General features: G+C 34.5%; 13 protein-coding genes. 2 read left to right on the top strand and 11 right to left on the bottom strand.

Annotation, left to right across the window (positions count from 1 at the left end):
- Window positions 1-19: 19 nt before the first annotated feature.
- The 4 genes from JM172_RS11670 to JM172_RS11655 all read right to left on the bottom strand — a co-directional run bounded on the left by JM172_RS11670 (window position 20) and on the right by JM172_RS11655 (window position 4921).
- Window positions 20-973, bottom strand: coding sequence for an ABC transporter permease (locus JM172_RS11670; RefSeq protein ID WP_214482480.1), 954 nt, complete (start codon window positions 971-973; stop codon window positions 20-22).
- Between the two features lie 142 nt (window positions 974-1115).
- Window positions 1116-2828: a peptide-binding protein gene (locus JM172_RS11665; RefSeq protein ID WP_214482479.1), complete on the bottom strand. Its 1713-nt coding sequence runs from the start codon at window positions 2826-2828 to the stop codon at window positions 1116-1118.
- A gap of 93 nt (window positions 2829-2921) precedes the next feature.
- Window positions 2922-3944: an ABC transporter ATP-binding protein gene (locus JM172_RS11660; RefSeq protein WP_214482478.1), complete on the bottom strand. Its 1023-nt coding sequence runs from the start codon at window positions 3942-3944 to the stop codon at window positions 2922-2924.
- Entirely contained in the window at window positions 3941-4921 is a 981-nt protein-coding gene (locus tag JM172_RS11655; protein ID WP_214482477.1) for an ABC transporter ATP-binding protein, read from the bottom strand. Before JM172_RS11655 ends, JM172_RS11660 begins: the two co-directional genes overlap by 4 nt.
- Window positions 4922-5303: 382 nt before the next feature.
- Between JM172_RS11655 and JM172_RS11650 the strand changes: the two genes are divergently transcribed.
- Complete coding sequence (locus JM172_RS11650) at window positions 5304-5903, top strand: YesL family protein (protein ID WP_214482476.1); 600 nt, start codon at window positions 5304-5306, stop codon at window positions 5901-5903.
- Between the two features lie 378 nt (window positions 5904-6281).
- On the opposite strand, the gene JM172_RS11645 is transcribed toward JM172_RS11650, so the two are convergent.
- The 4 genes from JM172_RS11645 to JM172_RS11630 form a co-directional block, all read right to left on the bottom strand.
- A complete protein-coding gene (locus JM172_RS11645; RefSeq protein ID WP_214482475.1) occupies window positions 6282-6704 on the bottom strand; it encodes a transposase family protein in 423 nt (140 codons plus the stop codon).
- Between the two features lie 12 nt (window positions 6705-6716).
- Window positions 6717-7913: an MFS transporter gene (locus JM172_RS11640; RefSeq protein WP_214482474.1), complete on the bottom strand. Its 1197-nt coding sequence runs from the start codon at window positions 7911-7913 to the stop codon at window positions 6717-6719.
- The gene (locus tag JM172_RS11635; RefSeq protein WP_214482473.1) at window positions 7882-8454 is read right to left on the bottom strand and encodes a PadR family transcriptional regulator; all 573 of its coding nucleotides are present in this window, start codon (window positions 8452-8454) and stop codon (window positions 7882-7884) included. The genes JM172_RS11640 and JM172_RS11635 overlap by 32 nt, the downstream gene beginning before the upstream one ends.
- A gap of 149 nt (window positions 8455-8603) precedes the next feature.
- Complete coding sequence (locus JM172_RS11630) at window positions 8604-9482, bottom strand: LysR family transcriptional regulator (protein WP_214482472.1); 879 nt, start codon at window positions 9480-9482, stop codon at window positions 8604-8606.
- A 275-nt stretch (window positions 9483-9757) separates the two neighbouring features.
- Between JM172_RS11630 and JM172_RS11625 the strand changes: the two genes are divergently transcribed.
- Window positions 9758-10795 (top strand): YeiH family protein, encoded by a 1038-nt coding sequence (locus tag JM172_RS11625; RefSeq protein ID WP_214482471.1) that lies wholly within the window; start codon window positions 9758-9760, stop codon window positions 10793-10795.
- A 180-nt stretch (window positions 10796-10975) separates the two neighbouring features.
- Here the strand turns inward: JM172_RS11625 and JM172_RS11620 are convergent, their stop codons facing one another.
- The 3 genes from JM172_RS11620 to JM172_RS11610 all read right to left on the bottom strand — a co-directional run bounded on the left by JM172_RS11620 (window position 10976) and on the right by JM172_RS11610 (window position 14752).
- The gene (locus JM172_RS11620) at window positions 10976-12376 is read right to left on the bottom strand and encodes a GH1 family beta-glucosidase (RefSeq protein WP_250886629.1); all 1401 of its coding nucleotides are present in this window, start codon (window positions 12374-12376) and stop codon (window positions 10976-10978) included.
- 663 nt (window positions 12377-13039) lie between these two features.
- A complete protein-coding gene (locus JM172_RS11615) occupies window positions 13040-13858 on the bottom strand; it encodes a carbohydrate ABC transporter permease (protein WP_214482470.1) in 819 nt (272 codons plus the stop codon).
- 3 nt (window positions 13859-13861) lie between these two features.
- On the bottom strand, window positions 13862-14752 hold the full coding sequence (locus JM172_RS11610; protein ID WP_214482469.1) for a carbohydrate ABC transporter permease: 891 nt from the start codon (window positions 14750-14752) through the stop codon (window positions 13862-13864).
- Window positions 14753-14817 lie beyond the last annotated feature (65 nt).

Below are 14817 nucleotides of genomic sequence, written 5' to 3'. Positions count from 1 at the left end.
TGTGACACGATAATCCCCCCTATTTATACTCAATCCGTGGATCAAAGACCGCATATAATATGTCTGCTATCATATTACCAATAATAACTAAAACGGCAGATAAAACAGTTAATGCCATAATAACTGGATAGTCTCTTTTAAATGCTGATTCAAAAAATAAACGACCAAGACCAGGCCAAGCAAAAACTTGTTCAACTATAACTGATCCACCGATAAATGTCGGCAGCATAACTCCAAAAATAGTAATAACTGGTGTTAAGCCGTTCCGTAAACCGTGTTTATATATAACCGTACCTCTCTTTAACCCTTTTGCCCGTGCAGTTCTCATATAGTCTTGTTTCGTTACATCAATCATACTTGAACGTGTATACCTTGTTAAACTAGCCATATCTGCTGAAGCTAACACGAATGCAGGTAATATTAAATGATGAATGCGGTCCCATAAACCTGACGGACCTGTGAGATTCGCAACACCACCGGTAGGAAACCAGCCAAGTTTTACCGAAAAAAACATAATCAAAATAAGTCCTAACCAGAAATTTGGAGTAGCAAGTCCTAAAAAAGAAGTTACTGTAATTCCATAATCTAATTTTGAATAAGGCCTCGTAGCTGAGTAAACACCTAATGGGATTGATATTAAAAACGCTAACACTGTAGCTACAAGCATTAACAATAGAGTATTAGGTAGTCTGTTCATGATCATTTCAGATACTGGAGTTCCTTTTTTTAGTAAAGATGTTCCGAAGTCTCCTTGTAACATATTTCCAACCCACTTTAAATATTGGACATGAATAGGGTCGTTCAAACCGTAATTTTCTATCATTTTTGCTTTATCAGCCGGGCTAATACTTGGGTCTATTAACAAGGCAGTAGGGTCTCCAGGAGCCATTTGGATAATGACAAAAGAAATAATTGTTATACCTAACAACAAGGGAATAGTCATGAAGAGCCTACGGACGATATATGCTAACAAGTTGCACCTCCCTCTCCTTTTCATACATAATCTCTATATCTATCATTAAAGTATTATTAAATTTTACAATTTGTATAATACTTTGCCTTCAATAATAATAAAGGGGAGGGAAGCCCACCCCTCTTTTAATCGAAATAATTGTTTATTCCTGTTTTAACCACCATTTATATGGATGATATACATCAAGCCTTGAGTGGAAGGTATAATCTTGTAAGTTTGAAGGAATGGCTTGATATCTTGTAGGATAATACAAGAATGTGTAAGGTTGGTCTTCCGCAACAATTTTGTAAATTTCAGCATATGCATCCTTATATTCATCTCTATCAGTTAGTGATTTTGCTTCTTCTAATAAAATATCCAATTCAGGGTTTGAATACCAAACAAAGTTCATCCCTTGTTCTCTTTGACTTGAGTGGTAAATTTCATTTAGATCTGGGAATGTGTTTAGAAGCCAACCTAATATTAGCGCATCATAATCCCAGTTAGGAGCGGTAATGGATGTAACAAAAGCACTGAATTCCATAATATTTGGTGTTACTTCAATACCAATTTCTTCTAATTGTTGTTTTAGAATAACTGTTATATCTTCTCTAATTTTATTACCTTGGTTCGTTTTAACTTCAAATGCAAACTTTTTACCATCTTTATCTAAGAATCCATCACCATCAGTATCCTCCCATCCAGCTTCTGCTAATAATTGCTTCGCTTTTTCAGGGTCATACTCAAATACTGGAACATCATCACTATATGCCCATGATAATGGGCTTTCTGGTACGTGTGCTATTTGTCCTCCACCATTCAACACTGCTGCAATAATACCTTCACGGTCTACAGCATGCGTAAGTGCTTGACGAACTCTTTTGTCTTGAAACATCTCATTTTGTTGGTTATAAGCAATAAAGTTATACTGTAATCCAAGACCATCTTCAATGACAACGCCAGCACTATCAGCCCATCCCTTTACCGTGTCAATTTCACTTTCTGGAACAGAAGGGTAATAGTCCACATCTCCCGCTTGAAGTTGTGCTAGTAACGCATTTTGATCAGGAACAATTTTGTAAATGATCTCTTCAAGATAAGGCGCACCTAAAAAGTAATCATCGTTCCGCACAACTTTCACGTACTCTCCGTCTCTCCACTCATCAAAAATAAAAGGTCCTGAACCAATGGGATTTTTCGTATTGAACTCATGTGAGCCTAATTCTGCAATCGGTACATCTTTTAATATATGTTCAGGTAAAACCTGGTAGTTTAATGTTGTTGGAATAAACCCTACATTTACTTCATTTAGTTTAAATTCAACAGTATATTCATCGATTTTTGTAATGCTTTCTATTGATTCAAAATCTCCACCTCGCGGACCAATATATTCATCACTTATAGGAATACTGTATGTGAATACTAAGTCATCTGCGGTAAGTGGCTCACCATCATGAAACTTTACATCATCTCTAAGTGTTACAGTAACTGTTAAGCCATCTTCAGAGCTTTGAATATCTGTTGCTAAATCATATTCCACTTCAAGGTTAGGGTTAGCAATAACTGGTGAAGAGAAAATAAGATTTTGAATATCTCCACTTGAAGCGTCTTGAGAGTAGATGGAATTAAATAAAGTTGGACCGCCTATAGAGCCCATAATTAACGTCCCACCAGATTGTGGTTCATTAGTTGTTGCTGGTTCTTCAGTTTCTTCTACTTCCTCTTCCTCTTCCTCTTCGCCTTCACCATCACTTGTTGTTACTGGATCTTTTTGCGCAGTAGATGGCTCATCTGCTTCATTTCCACACGCTGCTAAAAATAGTGCAAATACTAACATTAGACTTAATAAAAGCCAATTTGATTTACTCAATTTCACGTTTTTACTCCCCCCTAAGAATTAATTAAAGTCATGACTTGAATTATTTATTAAATCTTATCTCCCCCCTTCCAAGAATTTGTGTCCCTAAACTTATTTATATAAGTGGCATGCAACAAAATGATCTTTTTTCACTTCATTTATTTGAGGTACAATCTTGCTGCATTCATCTTTTGCTGCCGGACACCTCGTATGAAATACACAACCTGCCGGTGGATTAGCCGGGCTTGGCAAATCCCCTTGTAGAACGATTCTTTCCTTTGGAACAGTTCCCTTATTCTTTGTTACGGGTACAGCAGATAGTAAGGCTTGTGTATATGGATGAAGTGGTTCTGAATATAAGTTGTTTTTGGGTGCTAGCTCCATTAAGTTCCCTAAGTACATTACTCCAACTCTATCGCTTATATGTCTAACAACACTTAGATCATGTGAAATAAAGATATAAGTTAAGCCAAATTCTTCTTGCAAATCCTCTAATAAGTTGATGATTTGGGCTTGTACAGATACATCTAATGCCGAAACAGCTTCATCAGCGATTATTAAATCTGGATGTAATGCAATGGCTCTAGCAATCCCAATACGTTGACGCTGTCCACCTGAAAATTCATGCGGATAACGATTTATATAGGAAGAATTTAAACCCACCTTTTCTAATAATTGACCAATATATTCATCACGTTCTTTTCCACTATACAAGTTGTGGATTTTCAAAGGTTCTCTTAATATTGAACGAAGTGTTTTTCTTGGATTTAATGAAGCATATGGGTCTTGGAATATCATTTGGATATCTTTCCGAACACTTTGCCTTAATTCATTTTCACGCATATGTGAAATATCTTGACCTTTAAATATGATTTTTCCATCTGTAGGTTCATACAGTCTAATTACTGTACGACCAATTGTAGACTTTCCACAACCAGATTCGCCTACTATGCCTATTGTTTCTCCCTTGTTAATGGAAAAACTTATCCCATCAACTGCTTTTAAGTGACCTGCTGTTCTTTGTAAAATGCCACTCTTTATAGGAAAGTGTTTTTTTAAGTTGTGTAACTGAAGTATTGGTGATGTTTGTTCGTTTTGAACCGCTTCGCTTTTTTCAACTGATGTTACACTCATACTCCTTCCTCCTCTTCTTCATGTAAAAAACAGCGTACAGATCTGGAACCTTTTTTCGTTAATAAGGGTATCTCGTTAAAGCATTGGTCAAATGCCTTTGAACAACGTGGTGCAAAACGACAGCCTTTCGGTAAGTGCTCTGGGGAGGGAACAGTCCCTTCAATTGATTGTAAGCGTGTTATTTCCCCATCTATGGAAGGTACAGAATTAATTAGACCTTCAGTATATGGGTGAAGTGGATTATCAAATAATTCCTCTACATTTGCTTCCTCAACAACTTGGCCGCAATACATCACTACAACTCTATCTGCTATATCTGAAACAACACCTAAATCATGTGTAATTAATAGAATTGAAGTGTTAAATTTTTTGCTTAAATTTCTCATTAAATCTAATATTTGCGCTTGAATAGTAACATCTAATGCAGTTGTAGGTTCGTCCGCTATTAATAACTTAGGATTACAGCTCATAGCCATTGCAATCATTACTCTTTGTCTCATCCCTCCTGATAATCTATGAGGGTATTCATCTATGATTTCAGCTGCTCGAGAAAAACCAACCATATCTAATAATTCGATTGCCTTAATTCTTGCTTCAGCCTTTGACATTTTTTGATGGTAGATTAAAACTTCCGTTATTTGTTCACCAATTTTTAACACAGGATTTAATGATGTCATCGGCTCTTGGAAAATCATTGAAATGTCATTCCCTCGCACTTTCAACATCTCTTTTTCTGGTATTTCCACCAGATCTTTTCCGTCATAAAGAATTTGACCATCCACTATTTTTCCGCCAGGACTCGGAACTAGTCTCATAATCGATAGCGATGTTATACTCTTACCTGAACCAGATTCGCCAACTAAGGCTACTGTTTCTCCTTTATTAATTTTTATATCAACCCCATCAACTGCTGGAATAGCTTTCTTTTTACGAAAGAAGTATGTCTTTAAATTTTTCACTTCCAATAACGTTGACATTTAATAGTTTCACCTTCCTACTCTAGGTAACTACAATTGCTACTTTTATACTATTCTGAGTTTTTATTTGTTATTACAATTACGTCTCTATTACAAGTATTTTCTTTATTTTATTACTATAAGAGAATTCTCAATTAATTATTGACTATCGTAAGAGAACTCTTTTTTTATGCTGAAATTTCTGTTTATTGACTGATTAAAGGTTGAAAATCTATACTAAAGAATATGTACAAAAATTATTGGATTTTGACTGATTTTTAAAGAAGGCTCTTCTCGATTATTTGGTGATTGCTTTTTCTCATCACTTTGTGGAAGAAAAGTAGTATACGTATTTTAACAACCATCAAAGCGAAAACAGCCTTGAAGAAAGAGGGTTACATACATGGACAGGATCTATACGATAACCGAGTGGATTACACGGTTCTTACTACTTAATCTTTATTGGATTTTATTTTCATTAGTTGGTTTAGTTTTTTTGGGTGTATTCCCTGCGACAACCGCGATGTTCTCTATTTCCAGAAAGTGGATTCAAGGCGATATAGACATCCCTATTTTCAAGACTTTTTGGAGTTATTTTCGAAGTGATTTCTTGAAGGCAAATATGTTAGGTTTTTTACTAATTATCTTAGGATTTGGGTTATACGTAGATTTTGTATACGTGAAGTCGCTTAATAGTGCTTTAGGTATAATCTTACTTGGAAGTACATTGTTACTTACTGCATTGTTTATCATTACGATTCTAAATCTATTTCCAATATATGCTCATTATGAATTAAATATATTCCAATATATTCAACGTGCATTTTCTATAGGCATCCTACATCCGATTAGAACGATTATGATGGCACTTGGAGTAATTGGCATATACTTCATTTCAAGTGCCTTTCCAGGGTTCATCATTTTTTTCAGCGGTAGTTTATTAAGCTACTTGATCACCTGGATTGCTTCTAGAAATTTTTCAGATGTTATAGAAGGTAACTAACTTAGTACATTTAAGTTAGTTACCTATATCAATACTTGCTATTAAACTAAGAAGGTATAATCTACGATAATTAAGTAGTTATACCTTTCCATTAGCATTTCAAGTTCTGTAAAGCAATATTTATGCCTCTATTTATTCTTAAACCTCGTAGTTATTTTCACATTGGGAGTAAGTATTTATAATCTATTTATTGGCTGTTTTCGCATTGTACTACGAAAAAAATACGTATAAACAAAGCGTTCATTTATATTGAGGTCAATTTCATAATATTATTGTTGATGTATATAGTAGTCTCATTAAAGAAAAAAGCCTTCTTAAAATAATAATTTGCTTTGTCAGATACTATATAATCTCCAGGATCACCTTTCATCCTTTTTGCTAATGAGTCTCTTTGTTTTTGACATAATCTTTATGGACGTTCCTCACCGTTTTCTCATTCACCCCTATTGCTCTAGCGACGTCTATAAATTTATTCTTCATGGTCTCCCATTCTATAAATCTCACAAGCCTTGTCGTCATCAGTCTTTTTTGATCAACACTTTCTAAAGGTTCCCAAAAGCTTGTAAAGCATTCTTTACACTTGTATCTTTTCCTGTTAATCTCTAAAATTACTTGTTTTGAACGAATAGGGATATCGACAATCATTTGTTTTCTAGTTCCATATTTATATAAGTTAGCCAAGGACAGACAATACGGACAATGTGAAGGAAGGTTCTTTTTGGTTACCTGAATAATAATATGATGTTCATTTTCGTGACCTTCTATTATATTAAACTCGCTTAATACCTTTGAATAACTCATCCGTTCTCCCTCTTATTCATGTGTATTAACCTCTTTAGAATGAGTATTTGAAAGTTTGTATAAAGGAATTAAGTATATAATGAAGAGAATACTTAACATTGCATAGGCGATCGTAAGTCCAAAGGATGCAGTCAATAAGCTTGCTATTAATGGACCAACAATCATACCAAACGAATATGCAGTATTGAAGACTGCGAATATGATACCTTGTGAAGTAACACCGGCTTGTTCTGATATATCAGCCAATTTAGGAAGAGCTGGTGTGAGTACGATTCCAAGGCTAACACCTAACAAGGCAAGTGTGACAGCTTGATACCCGATGGATTGAGGCAGAGCATTTAACGGTAATACAACTGCAACTAGTACAATACCTAACATGACCGATTTCACATGTCCTATTTTAGTAGACAAAATCCCAATAATAGGTGCTATTATTCCATAAGCTAGTGGTGGGATAACGAAGAGTAATCCAATCATTCCTGGCGAGGCATGTAAGTTATTTGTTATGTGTATCGGTAAAGTTGGCTCAATACTCGCAAAAACTGCTGCACCTATTGCTGCGATTCCTGCGATAATAAGAATTTGTCTTTGACGAAGTATGCCAAAAGATGAGACGAACCGCTCAGATTTTGTCTCTGTTATACTCCGAAGACAAAAAAAGCTAAGAAGTGCAGTCAATAAGCTAATCCCACCTGCCACAAAAAAAGGCAACTTATATCCACCCAATTCAAAAAGCCAGCCTCCAAATAAAGGGCCAAATAATACACCAGCTGATTGGCCTGATATGGCTATTCCCATCGCTTTCCCCCGTTCTTCACTTGGGAAAACATCCGCAACAAACGCAAGCCCTGCAGACCAAGGAATTGAGGCTGCAACTCCTTGCAAAGCACGTGCAATAACAAGGAGCCACAATGATGTAGACATAGCAAATACTATTGTAGTTACCCCTAAGCCTAGTAACCCTATTGTAATCATTTTTTTCCTTCCAATTCGATCTGCGAAGGCTCCAGAAAATGGGGTAGCTATAAATAAAGCAATAGCATAACTAGCAAACAATATACCTACGAAGGATTGAGATGCTCCTAGATCAGTAGCATAAATCGGCAGAAATGGTACAACTAAACCATACATTAACATATCTGTAAATATCGCAATTGACACGATGAATAGCACTGTTTTATTTGATGTTTTTTGCTTGTTCTTTATCACTCTTTTCTCCTCCCCTTGCAAACTCGATCATGTCATTAATACATTTCAGTTGCAATTCACATTGGCTATACATATTGTCAAATATTATTTTCACTTGATGAGGTATAGACCCAAACATTTTTTCTTTCTCTGCATAGCCTGACTTCATCGTTTCATAAATATAAATGACTTCGTTTTTCTGTTTTTCTAATGATAATAATATTTCATCATTTGATATATTGTCTATAAACGTTAACGATGTATATAAAGCTGTCGGAAATACTACCGAAGATGTTGCCAATGACTCAATGAGTAAACGATTTAATTCAGCTTCTCCTTTCGTTGTAATTCTAAAAATAGACTTCGTTCTTAAGCCTGTTTGTTCAACTGTCTCTAATTCAACCTTTGCTTCTTTTTGTAGTTTTTTCAATGCATGGTAAATGGAAGCAGGTTTCACGTTTGCCCACATTTCTGTATTCGATGATTCCATCATTCGTTGAATTTCGTAACCTGACATTGGTCCATTAGATTTAAGAAGCCCAAGTACCATTGTTCGTGTCATTTAATCACTCCTTCATCTAACTAAACATTTAATACTAAATGTTTAGTATTTGTTAAACATTATAAATACACTCTATACAAAAATAAAGATATATCATCATTTCTACTAGATAATCCGATATATCTTTTATAAGAACAATGATCATGCTCTTATTTTTCTAGCATTTCATTCACAAAAACTTGTTCAGCCATAGAAAATGAATGATTGGTTTGATGAATAAATGATAGCGTTCTTGTGAAATGTGCTTTATTTATTGAAATCGCTACGAGTTCACCACGTTCTAATTCTTTTTCCACTATAATATGTGACAAAATGGCAATGCCAAGATTATTCAGAACCGCTTCCTTAATCCCTTGACTTGAATTAAATATGTAAGAGCGCATAATAGATAAATTCCATTCCTTGATTAAATAATCACTATATGCTCTAGTTCCAGAGCCAATCTCTCGCAATATCCAAGTTTGATTATTAAGCTGAGCTGGTAAAATATTATCTTTCGAAGCGATTGGTGATGAAGGAGATGTAACAAGAACCATTTCATCCTCTAAAAAGGGCTTTACAACAAGATCATTGTTTTCGATCTTACCTTCTATCAGCCCAATATCCAAACGAGCTTGTCTTATTAATTCTGTTATTTCTTCTGTATTTTTAATCACAACTTCAATATCAACCTCTGGGTGCGCAGATGTAAACTGCGCTAAATACTTTGGTAATAAATATTCACCAATTGTATAACTTGCTCCAATCTTTATGCTCCCACTTACAATATTACTTAAATGGTTAATTTCATCTTTCGTATTGCTATACAATGTTAAAATTTTGTTTGCGTTTCTATACAACACTTTACCAGCCTTTGTTAATTCAACATATTTTGGAGAACGATAAAGAAGCTGTTCGTTAAATTCTTCTTCTAAATTGCGTATATGTAAACTAATAGTCGGTTGTGAAAAGTTTAAATGTTCAGCAGCTCGAGAAAAGTTTTTGTACTTTGCTACTGTAACAAAAATTTTTAACGCATCAATATTCATCTCTTACCCTCACTTTCCTTTTGAACTGCTAACTTAACATGCTAGAAAATTGTAACAGCGTTTAACTTATTACAACTATACAAGATTTTGTAAAAATAAGCAGTTAAAATAAATTATGTAACTTCAGCTTTTATCATATGAAGTTAAATCGATGTACACACTTGTAGAAGAAGACTAGGCTGTTATTAGAATTTCCTATGATTATCATAATAATATCTCATTTCCCCTTTTCTTATTATCAACGTAAGATGGGGTTAAGAAATGAGGTGGTCATTTTGACATTACTGCAAGAAAATCAGCCACAAATTCACAGAAAATCGCGTATAAAGGAAAATAATAGAGCATTTATTATTGGAGTATTTTTAACGTTCTTACTTGCAACCGTTGCTAAATTCCTATCGACTCTACCATATTTAGAAATAGTTGGTGCATTAGTCATAGCACTAATTTTAGGGATCGTGTGGCGTTTAGTTTTAGGCGTTGAACAAAATTATTCAGCTGGAATTGAATTTTCTAGCAAAAAACTACTTCGCTTAGGTATTATTATTCTTGGAATTCGTCTTAACATAAAATCAATTATTGAGATTGGGGCAAATGTTCTAAGTGGCATAATAATCATTGTTATTATAACGATTATTGTAATAGTAATACTTAGTAAAAGAATGAATGTAAATAACAACATTGGATTATTAACTGCATGTGGGACTGGGATTTGCGGGGCAGCCGCAATTGTTGCAATTGCTCCACAGATGAGAGCAAAAAATGACCAAATTACCATTAGTATTGCTGTAATAGCATTATTAGGAACTTTATTTACACTTATATTTGTACTTTTTTCAGCTAAGTTGCCTTTATCAGATATACAATATGGAATATTGTCCGGTTTATCACTTCATGAGTTAGCACATGTAGTTGCTGCCGCAGATGTTCGTGGTAAATCCGCCACGGATATCGCGGTCATCATTAAGCTTACTCGTGTACTGTTATTGGTTCCTATTGCAATTATCATAGGTCACATGTATCGTATGAATAATAATAATTCGGCAGGAAACAAGCTACCATTTCCTTGGTTTATCATAGGCTTTTTATCTATGAGTATGTTAAATACGTTTATTAGTATTCCTGTTCATATAAGTGATTTTCTAGTAATGATTGCGTATATTCTTATAGGAACAGCAATGGCTGCCATCGGTCTTATGATTGATACACAGTCATTCCGTTTGTATGGGATAAAAGCTTTTATTGCAGGTTTGATTGGGACTATTTTTATGGTTGCGATCGCGTATGTCTTTGTCACAATATCAACTATGTAAGTGAGCAGGAATATTATTAAATTAACTAAATACTCCTGAAATGTCTATCAAAGAAGCCTACCTTTCACCCACTTGGTTTGAATGGAAATGACTCTCTAAAAAACATAGCCAACTAAAAAAGCAGAAACATATTGTTAAATCCAATACGTTCCTGCTTTTTATCATTAATATGATGTTAAGTTATCTTAATACCGGTTGTACGATGGCATTTTCTTTCATAACATTTGTAAACCATTTAGCACTTTCCTTCGGAATACGCTGTTGTGTTTTATAATCAACATATACCATACCAAAGCGTTTTTCATAACCAAATGCCCACTCAAAATTGTCCATAAATGACCATAAATAGTATCCCTTTAAATTCCCACCTTCTTCAATGAAGCGGTGGCATGCTTCAAGATGAGATTGAACATAGGCAATACGGTCCTTATCATCAACTACTCCTGCCACTAACTCATCTTTCATTGCAGCACCATTTTCAGCGATGTAGATTGGTAGCTCAGTATATTCAGATTGCAGACGTTTAAGTAATACATATAATGATTCAGGGTGTACTTCCCATCCCATATCTGTATGCTCACCCTCTTGTGGGATGTGATTTAGCTTTAATAGTTGGTTTTCTTCTCCAGCTGCAACAACTGATCGACTATAAAAATTGACCGCAAGAAAGTCACCTGGGTTATTTATTGTAGCTAAGTCATTTTCTTTAATAAAGTCATATTCACCAACTTCATTTTTAAACCATTCAAGCATATCAGTAGGGTACTTACCGTAAAAAATTGGATCCAAGAACCAGCGATTACTATAGCCGTCTTGTCTTTTTGTTGCTGCAATATCCTCTTCAGAATTAGTTGCAGGGTAAGCAGGCTGAAGATTTAGTACAATCCCTATATCGCCAGGTAGGTTCATATCTTTATATTTCTGTACTGCTAAGCCATGTGATAAAAAGATATGGTGCGACGCAATAATCGCTTCTCTCCAATTTTGATGTCCAGGTGCATGGACACCTTCACCATATCCTAAAAATGCTGCACACCAAGGTTCATTATGCGTGAACCACATTGGTACTTCATTACCAAACTCATTGAATAGAGTAGTAGCATACTCCATATAATAATCAACTATGTTTCTATTAACCCAGCCACCCTCATCTTGAATCCATTGAGGCAAATCCCAATGATAAATTGTTAATGCAGGTTTAATATCGTATTTTTTCAACTCTGCTAATAAGCGTTTATAAAAATCTAAACCAGCTTGATTTACAACCGATTTTTGCGGGAATATTCTAGGCCATGCAACTGAAAATCGGTAATGTTTGATGCCTAAATCTGCGAGTAATTTTACATCTTCTTCAATTTTATGGTAATGATCACATGCGATGTCACCGTTATCTCCATTTACAACTTTGCCAGGTACTCTACAAAAGGTATCCCAAATCGATTCTGAACGTCCGTCTTTTTCAATGGCTCCCTCAATTTGATATGAAGAAGTAGCCGTACCCCACACAAAGCCTTTAGGGAATGATTTTTGTGCTAACATAATATTCATCTCCTCTTTCATTAAACGACCTATTGTTGACATAGAAATACAAATCTTTAATGTTTAGCAAAATGTCATCTTATTGTCTATTCACCATCTTATGCAGTTTTCAGTATTCGAAAAAGAGTCTCAACATAATTTATTATAATTACAGTATCCGTTACAATTATCTTAACCCTTTACCAAAGCAACGAAACCGCTTTCGGTTTATAGTATAATTATCGACGTTTTTTATAATAATGTAAAGGCATTTTTTATAAAAAATACTGATATTTCAGCTTTTTTAACATGACTAAACTCACGAATTATTTTCGTAACATCCTAAAATAGATGCGTAACAATAATTATCCCCTTATCAAAACAAACTTACCTATTTTGGTTATGTGTTAATTAGAGTTGTAACATTATTGGAAGACTAGAGTATCGTTGCTCACTTAAGTCGAAGAACTAGCGCGGACAACACAATCATTATTTTCATTTACGTAGGATGACAAACGATATTAAAAACCTGTTTTTATTAAGGCTCTTAACTTTAACTTTCTAGCAATTGTTACCAAATTCGAAAGATGGTCACCGTTATATATTAAAAAAGATGCCACGAACTCTATTTGAGCATCTGTTTAAAATTCTTAATATGAAAAACAACAAATCAATAGGAATATAGCCTTTACTAAACAAAAAGGTAGGATGCGCTCCTACCTCACGTTATGATTTTACAGCTCCAGACATCGTACCTTCAATAATATATTTTTGAAGGAAGATATATAAGATTAATAGTGGGGCTGCCACAATTAAAATACCACATGATAGCAATGGCCAATTATTACCATATTGTCCTTGGAAATTTAATAAACCTGCTGAAATCGACCAAAGTTTACTATCTGATAAGTAGAGGATTGGCCCTAGCAAATCGTTCCATGTTCCAATGGCAGTTAATACGATTCCTGTAGCAATAATCGGCTTCATTAATGGCATGATGACGGAAAACATATATCGACCGTAGCCACAGCCATCAATACTTGCTGCTTCATCTAATTCCTTACTAATCGATTTAATATAACCAACAAACAAAATGAAAACGACACCAAATCCTGTTGAACGAATTAAGATGTAACCAAGTTGAGTATTATATAGCCCTGTCTCAACCATCATTCTAAATTGAGGAACAATTGGGTTTGGTAGAAACATCGACATTGTAAAAAAGATATATAGCAATCCACTCCATTTTACATAACCTCTAGCAATTGGGAATGCAGCAAATATCGAAAAGATGATAACGATAACAGTTGAGACACCAGTATATAGTAAGGTATTCCATACGTATGTCGAGAAAGCTCCTTGTTCCCATGCATCTAAAAAGTTTTGAAAATTAAAGTTTTCTGCAATTGAGTTTGGACTAATAATAAACTCTGCATTTGTCTTAAAAGCTGTATTTACAACTAAGAGAAGTGGCACAAGATAAAGTACTAGCATGATAAACACGGAGAAATAGCTTAAAAATTTTATTGATTTGGATGTTTTCATGTCTTATCCCACCTCTCTCTTTCGTAAATAATGCTGTGACACAACAACAAAAATGAGAACGATTAAAAATTGGATCATCGATAAAGCTGCTGGTAATCCTAAATCAATCGTATTACTTCTAAACGTTTCGCTGTAAACATCGAATCCTATCGTACTCGTATTAAAGTTCCCTCGTGTTAAGACGATAATGATGTCATAAGTTTGAAGTGCTCCAATAATTGATAGCAAAATATTTACTGTAAAAGCAGGAGCAATCATCGGGAAAGTAATATTTTTAAATGACTGCCAACTATTTGCACCATCAATGTAGGCTGCTTCGTATAAATCTTTTGGTACAGTCTGTAATCCAGCAAGGAAAATGAGCATTGAATAACCCATATACATCCATATTTGTACAAACATAATATACTCAAAAGCATGTTCAAAATTTCCAAAGAATGTGTCCGAATAACCAAATAAACCGTATATTTTTTGAACAGGTCCATTAATAGGGTTAAACATTAGCTGCCAAATAAGACCAACAACTGTTACCCCTAACAATACAGGGATAAAAAATACTGATCTAAAAAACTTATCACCTTTTAATTTTTGATTTAATACTAAGGCCATAAGTAAACCAACAGAGTTTTGAATAACTGTTACAACAATTGCGAAATATATAGTTCTCTGAATTGCTGCATATCTTTCTGGGGTATTCGAAGAGAAAAATATTTCTTTATAATTATCTAAACCTACAAAAGAAAACCCCTGCCCAGGTACACTAGTAACATCAGTAAATGAAAAGATTACTGTGAAAACTGAGGGACCAAATAAAAATGCAACATATAAACTTAAAGGGAGTAACAAAAAGAGATATGGATACAGTCTAGATCTCCCTTTTCCAAAAGGATACATAAGTCTCACCTCACGAGCTTCAAAAGCTAGTAGTTTTTGGGATAAATTAAGGGCCTGATTTCAGG

This window comes from Bacillus sp. SM2101 (assembly GCF_018588585.1).
Taxonomy (GTDB): domain Bacteria; phylum Bacillota; class Bacilli; order Bacillales; family SM2101; genus Nanhaiella; species Nanhaiella sioensis.
Note: the sequence above shows the minus strand (reverse complement) of the source record. Positions and strands in the feature narration are given on the sequence as shown.

Bases quoted from the DNA above. Each gene is read 5' to 3' on its own strand.
- JM172_RS11630 (WP_214482472.1), bottom strand. From the start codon at position 9,482: ATGAATATTGATGCGTTAAAAATTTTTGTTACAGTAGCAAAGTACAAA.
- JM172_RS11655 (WP_214482477.1), bottom strand. From the start codon at position 4,921: ATGTCAACGTTATTGGAAGTGAAAAATTTAAAGACATACTTCTTTCGT.
- JM172_RS11645 (WP_214482475.1), bottom strand. From the start codon at position 6,704: ATGAGTTATTCAAAGGTATTAAGCGAGTTTAATATAATAGAAGGTCAC.
- JM172_RS11635 (WP_214482473.1), bottom strand. From the start codon at position 8,454: ATGACACGAACAATGGTACTTGGGCTTCTTAAATCTAATGGACCAATG.
- JM172_RS11660 (WP_214482478.1), bottom strand. From the start codon at position 3,944: ATGAGTGTAACATCAGTTGAAAAAAGCGAAGCGGTTCAAAACGAACAA.
- JM172_RS11620 (WP_250886629.1), bottom strand. From the start codon at position 12,376: ATGTCAACAATAGGTCGTTTAATGAAAGAGGAGATGAATATTATGTTA.
- JM172_RS11615 (WP_214482470.1), bottom strand. From the start codon at position 13,858: ATGAAAACATCCAAATCAATAAAATTTTTAAGCTATTTCTCCGTGTTT.
- JM172_RS11610 (WP_214482469.1), bottom strand. From the start codon at position 14,752: ATGTATCCTTTTGGAAAAGGGAGATCTAGACTGTATCCATATCTCTTT.
- JM172_RS11650 (WP_214482476.1), top strand. From the start codon at position 5,304: ATGGACAGGATCTATACGATAACCGAGTGGATTACACGGTTCTTACTA.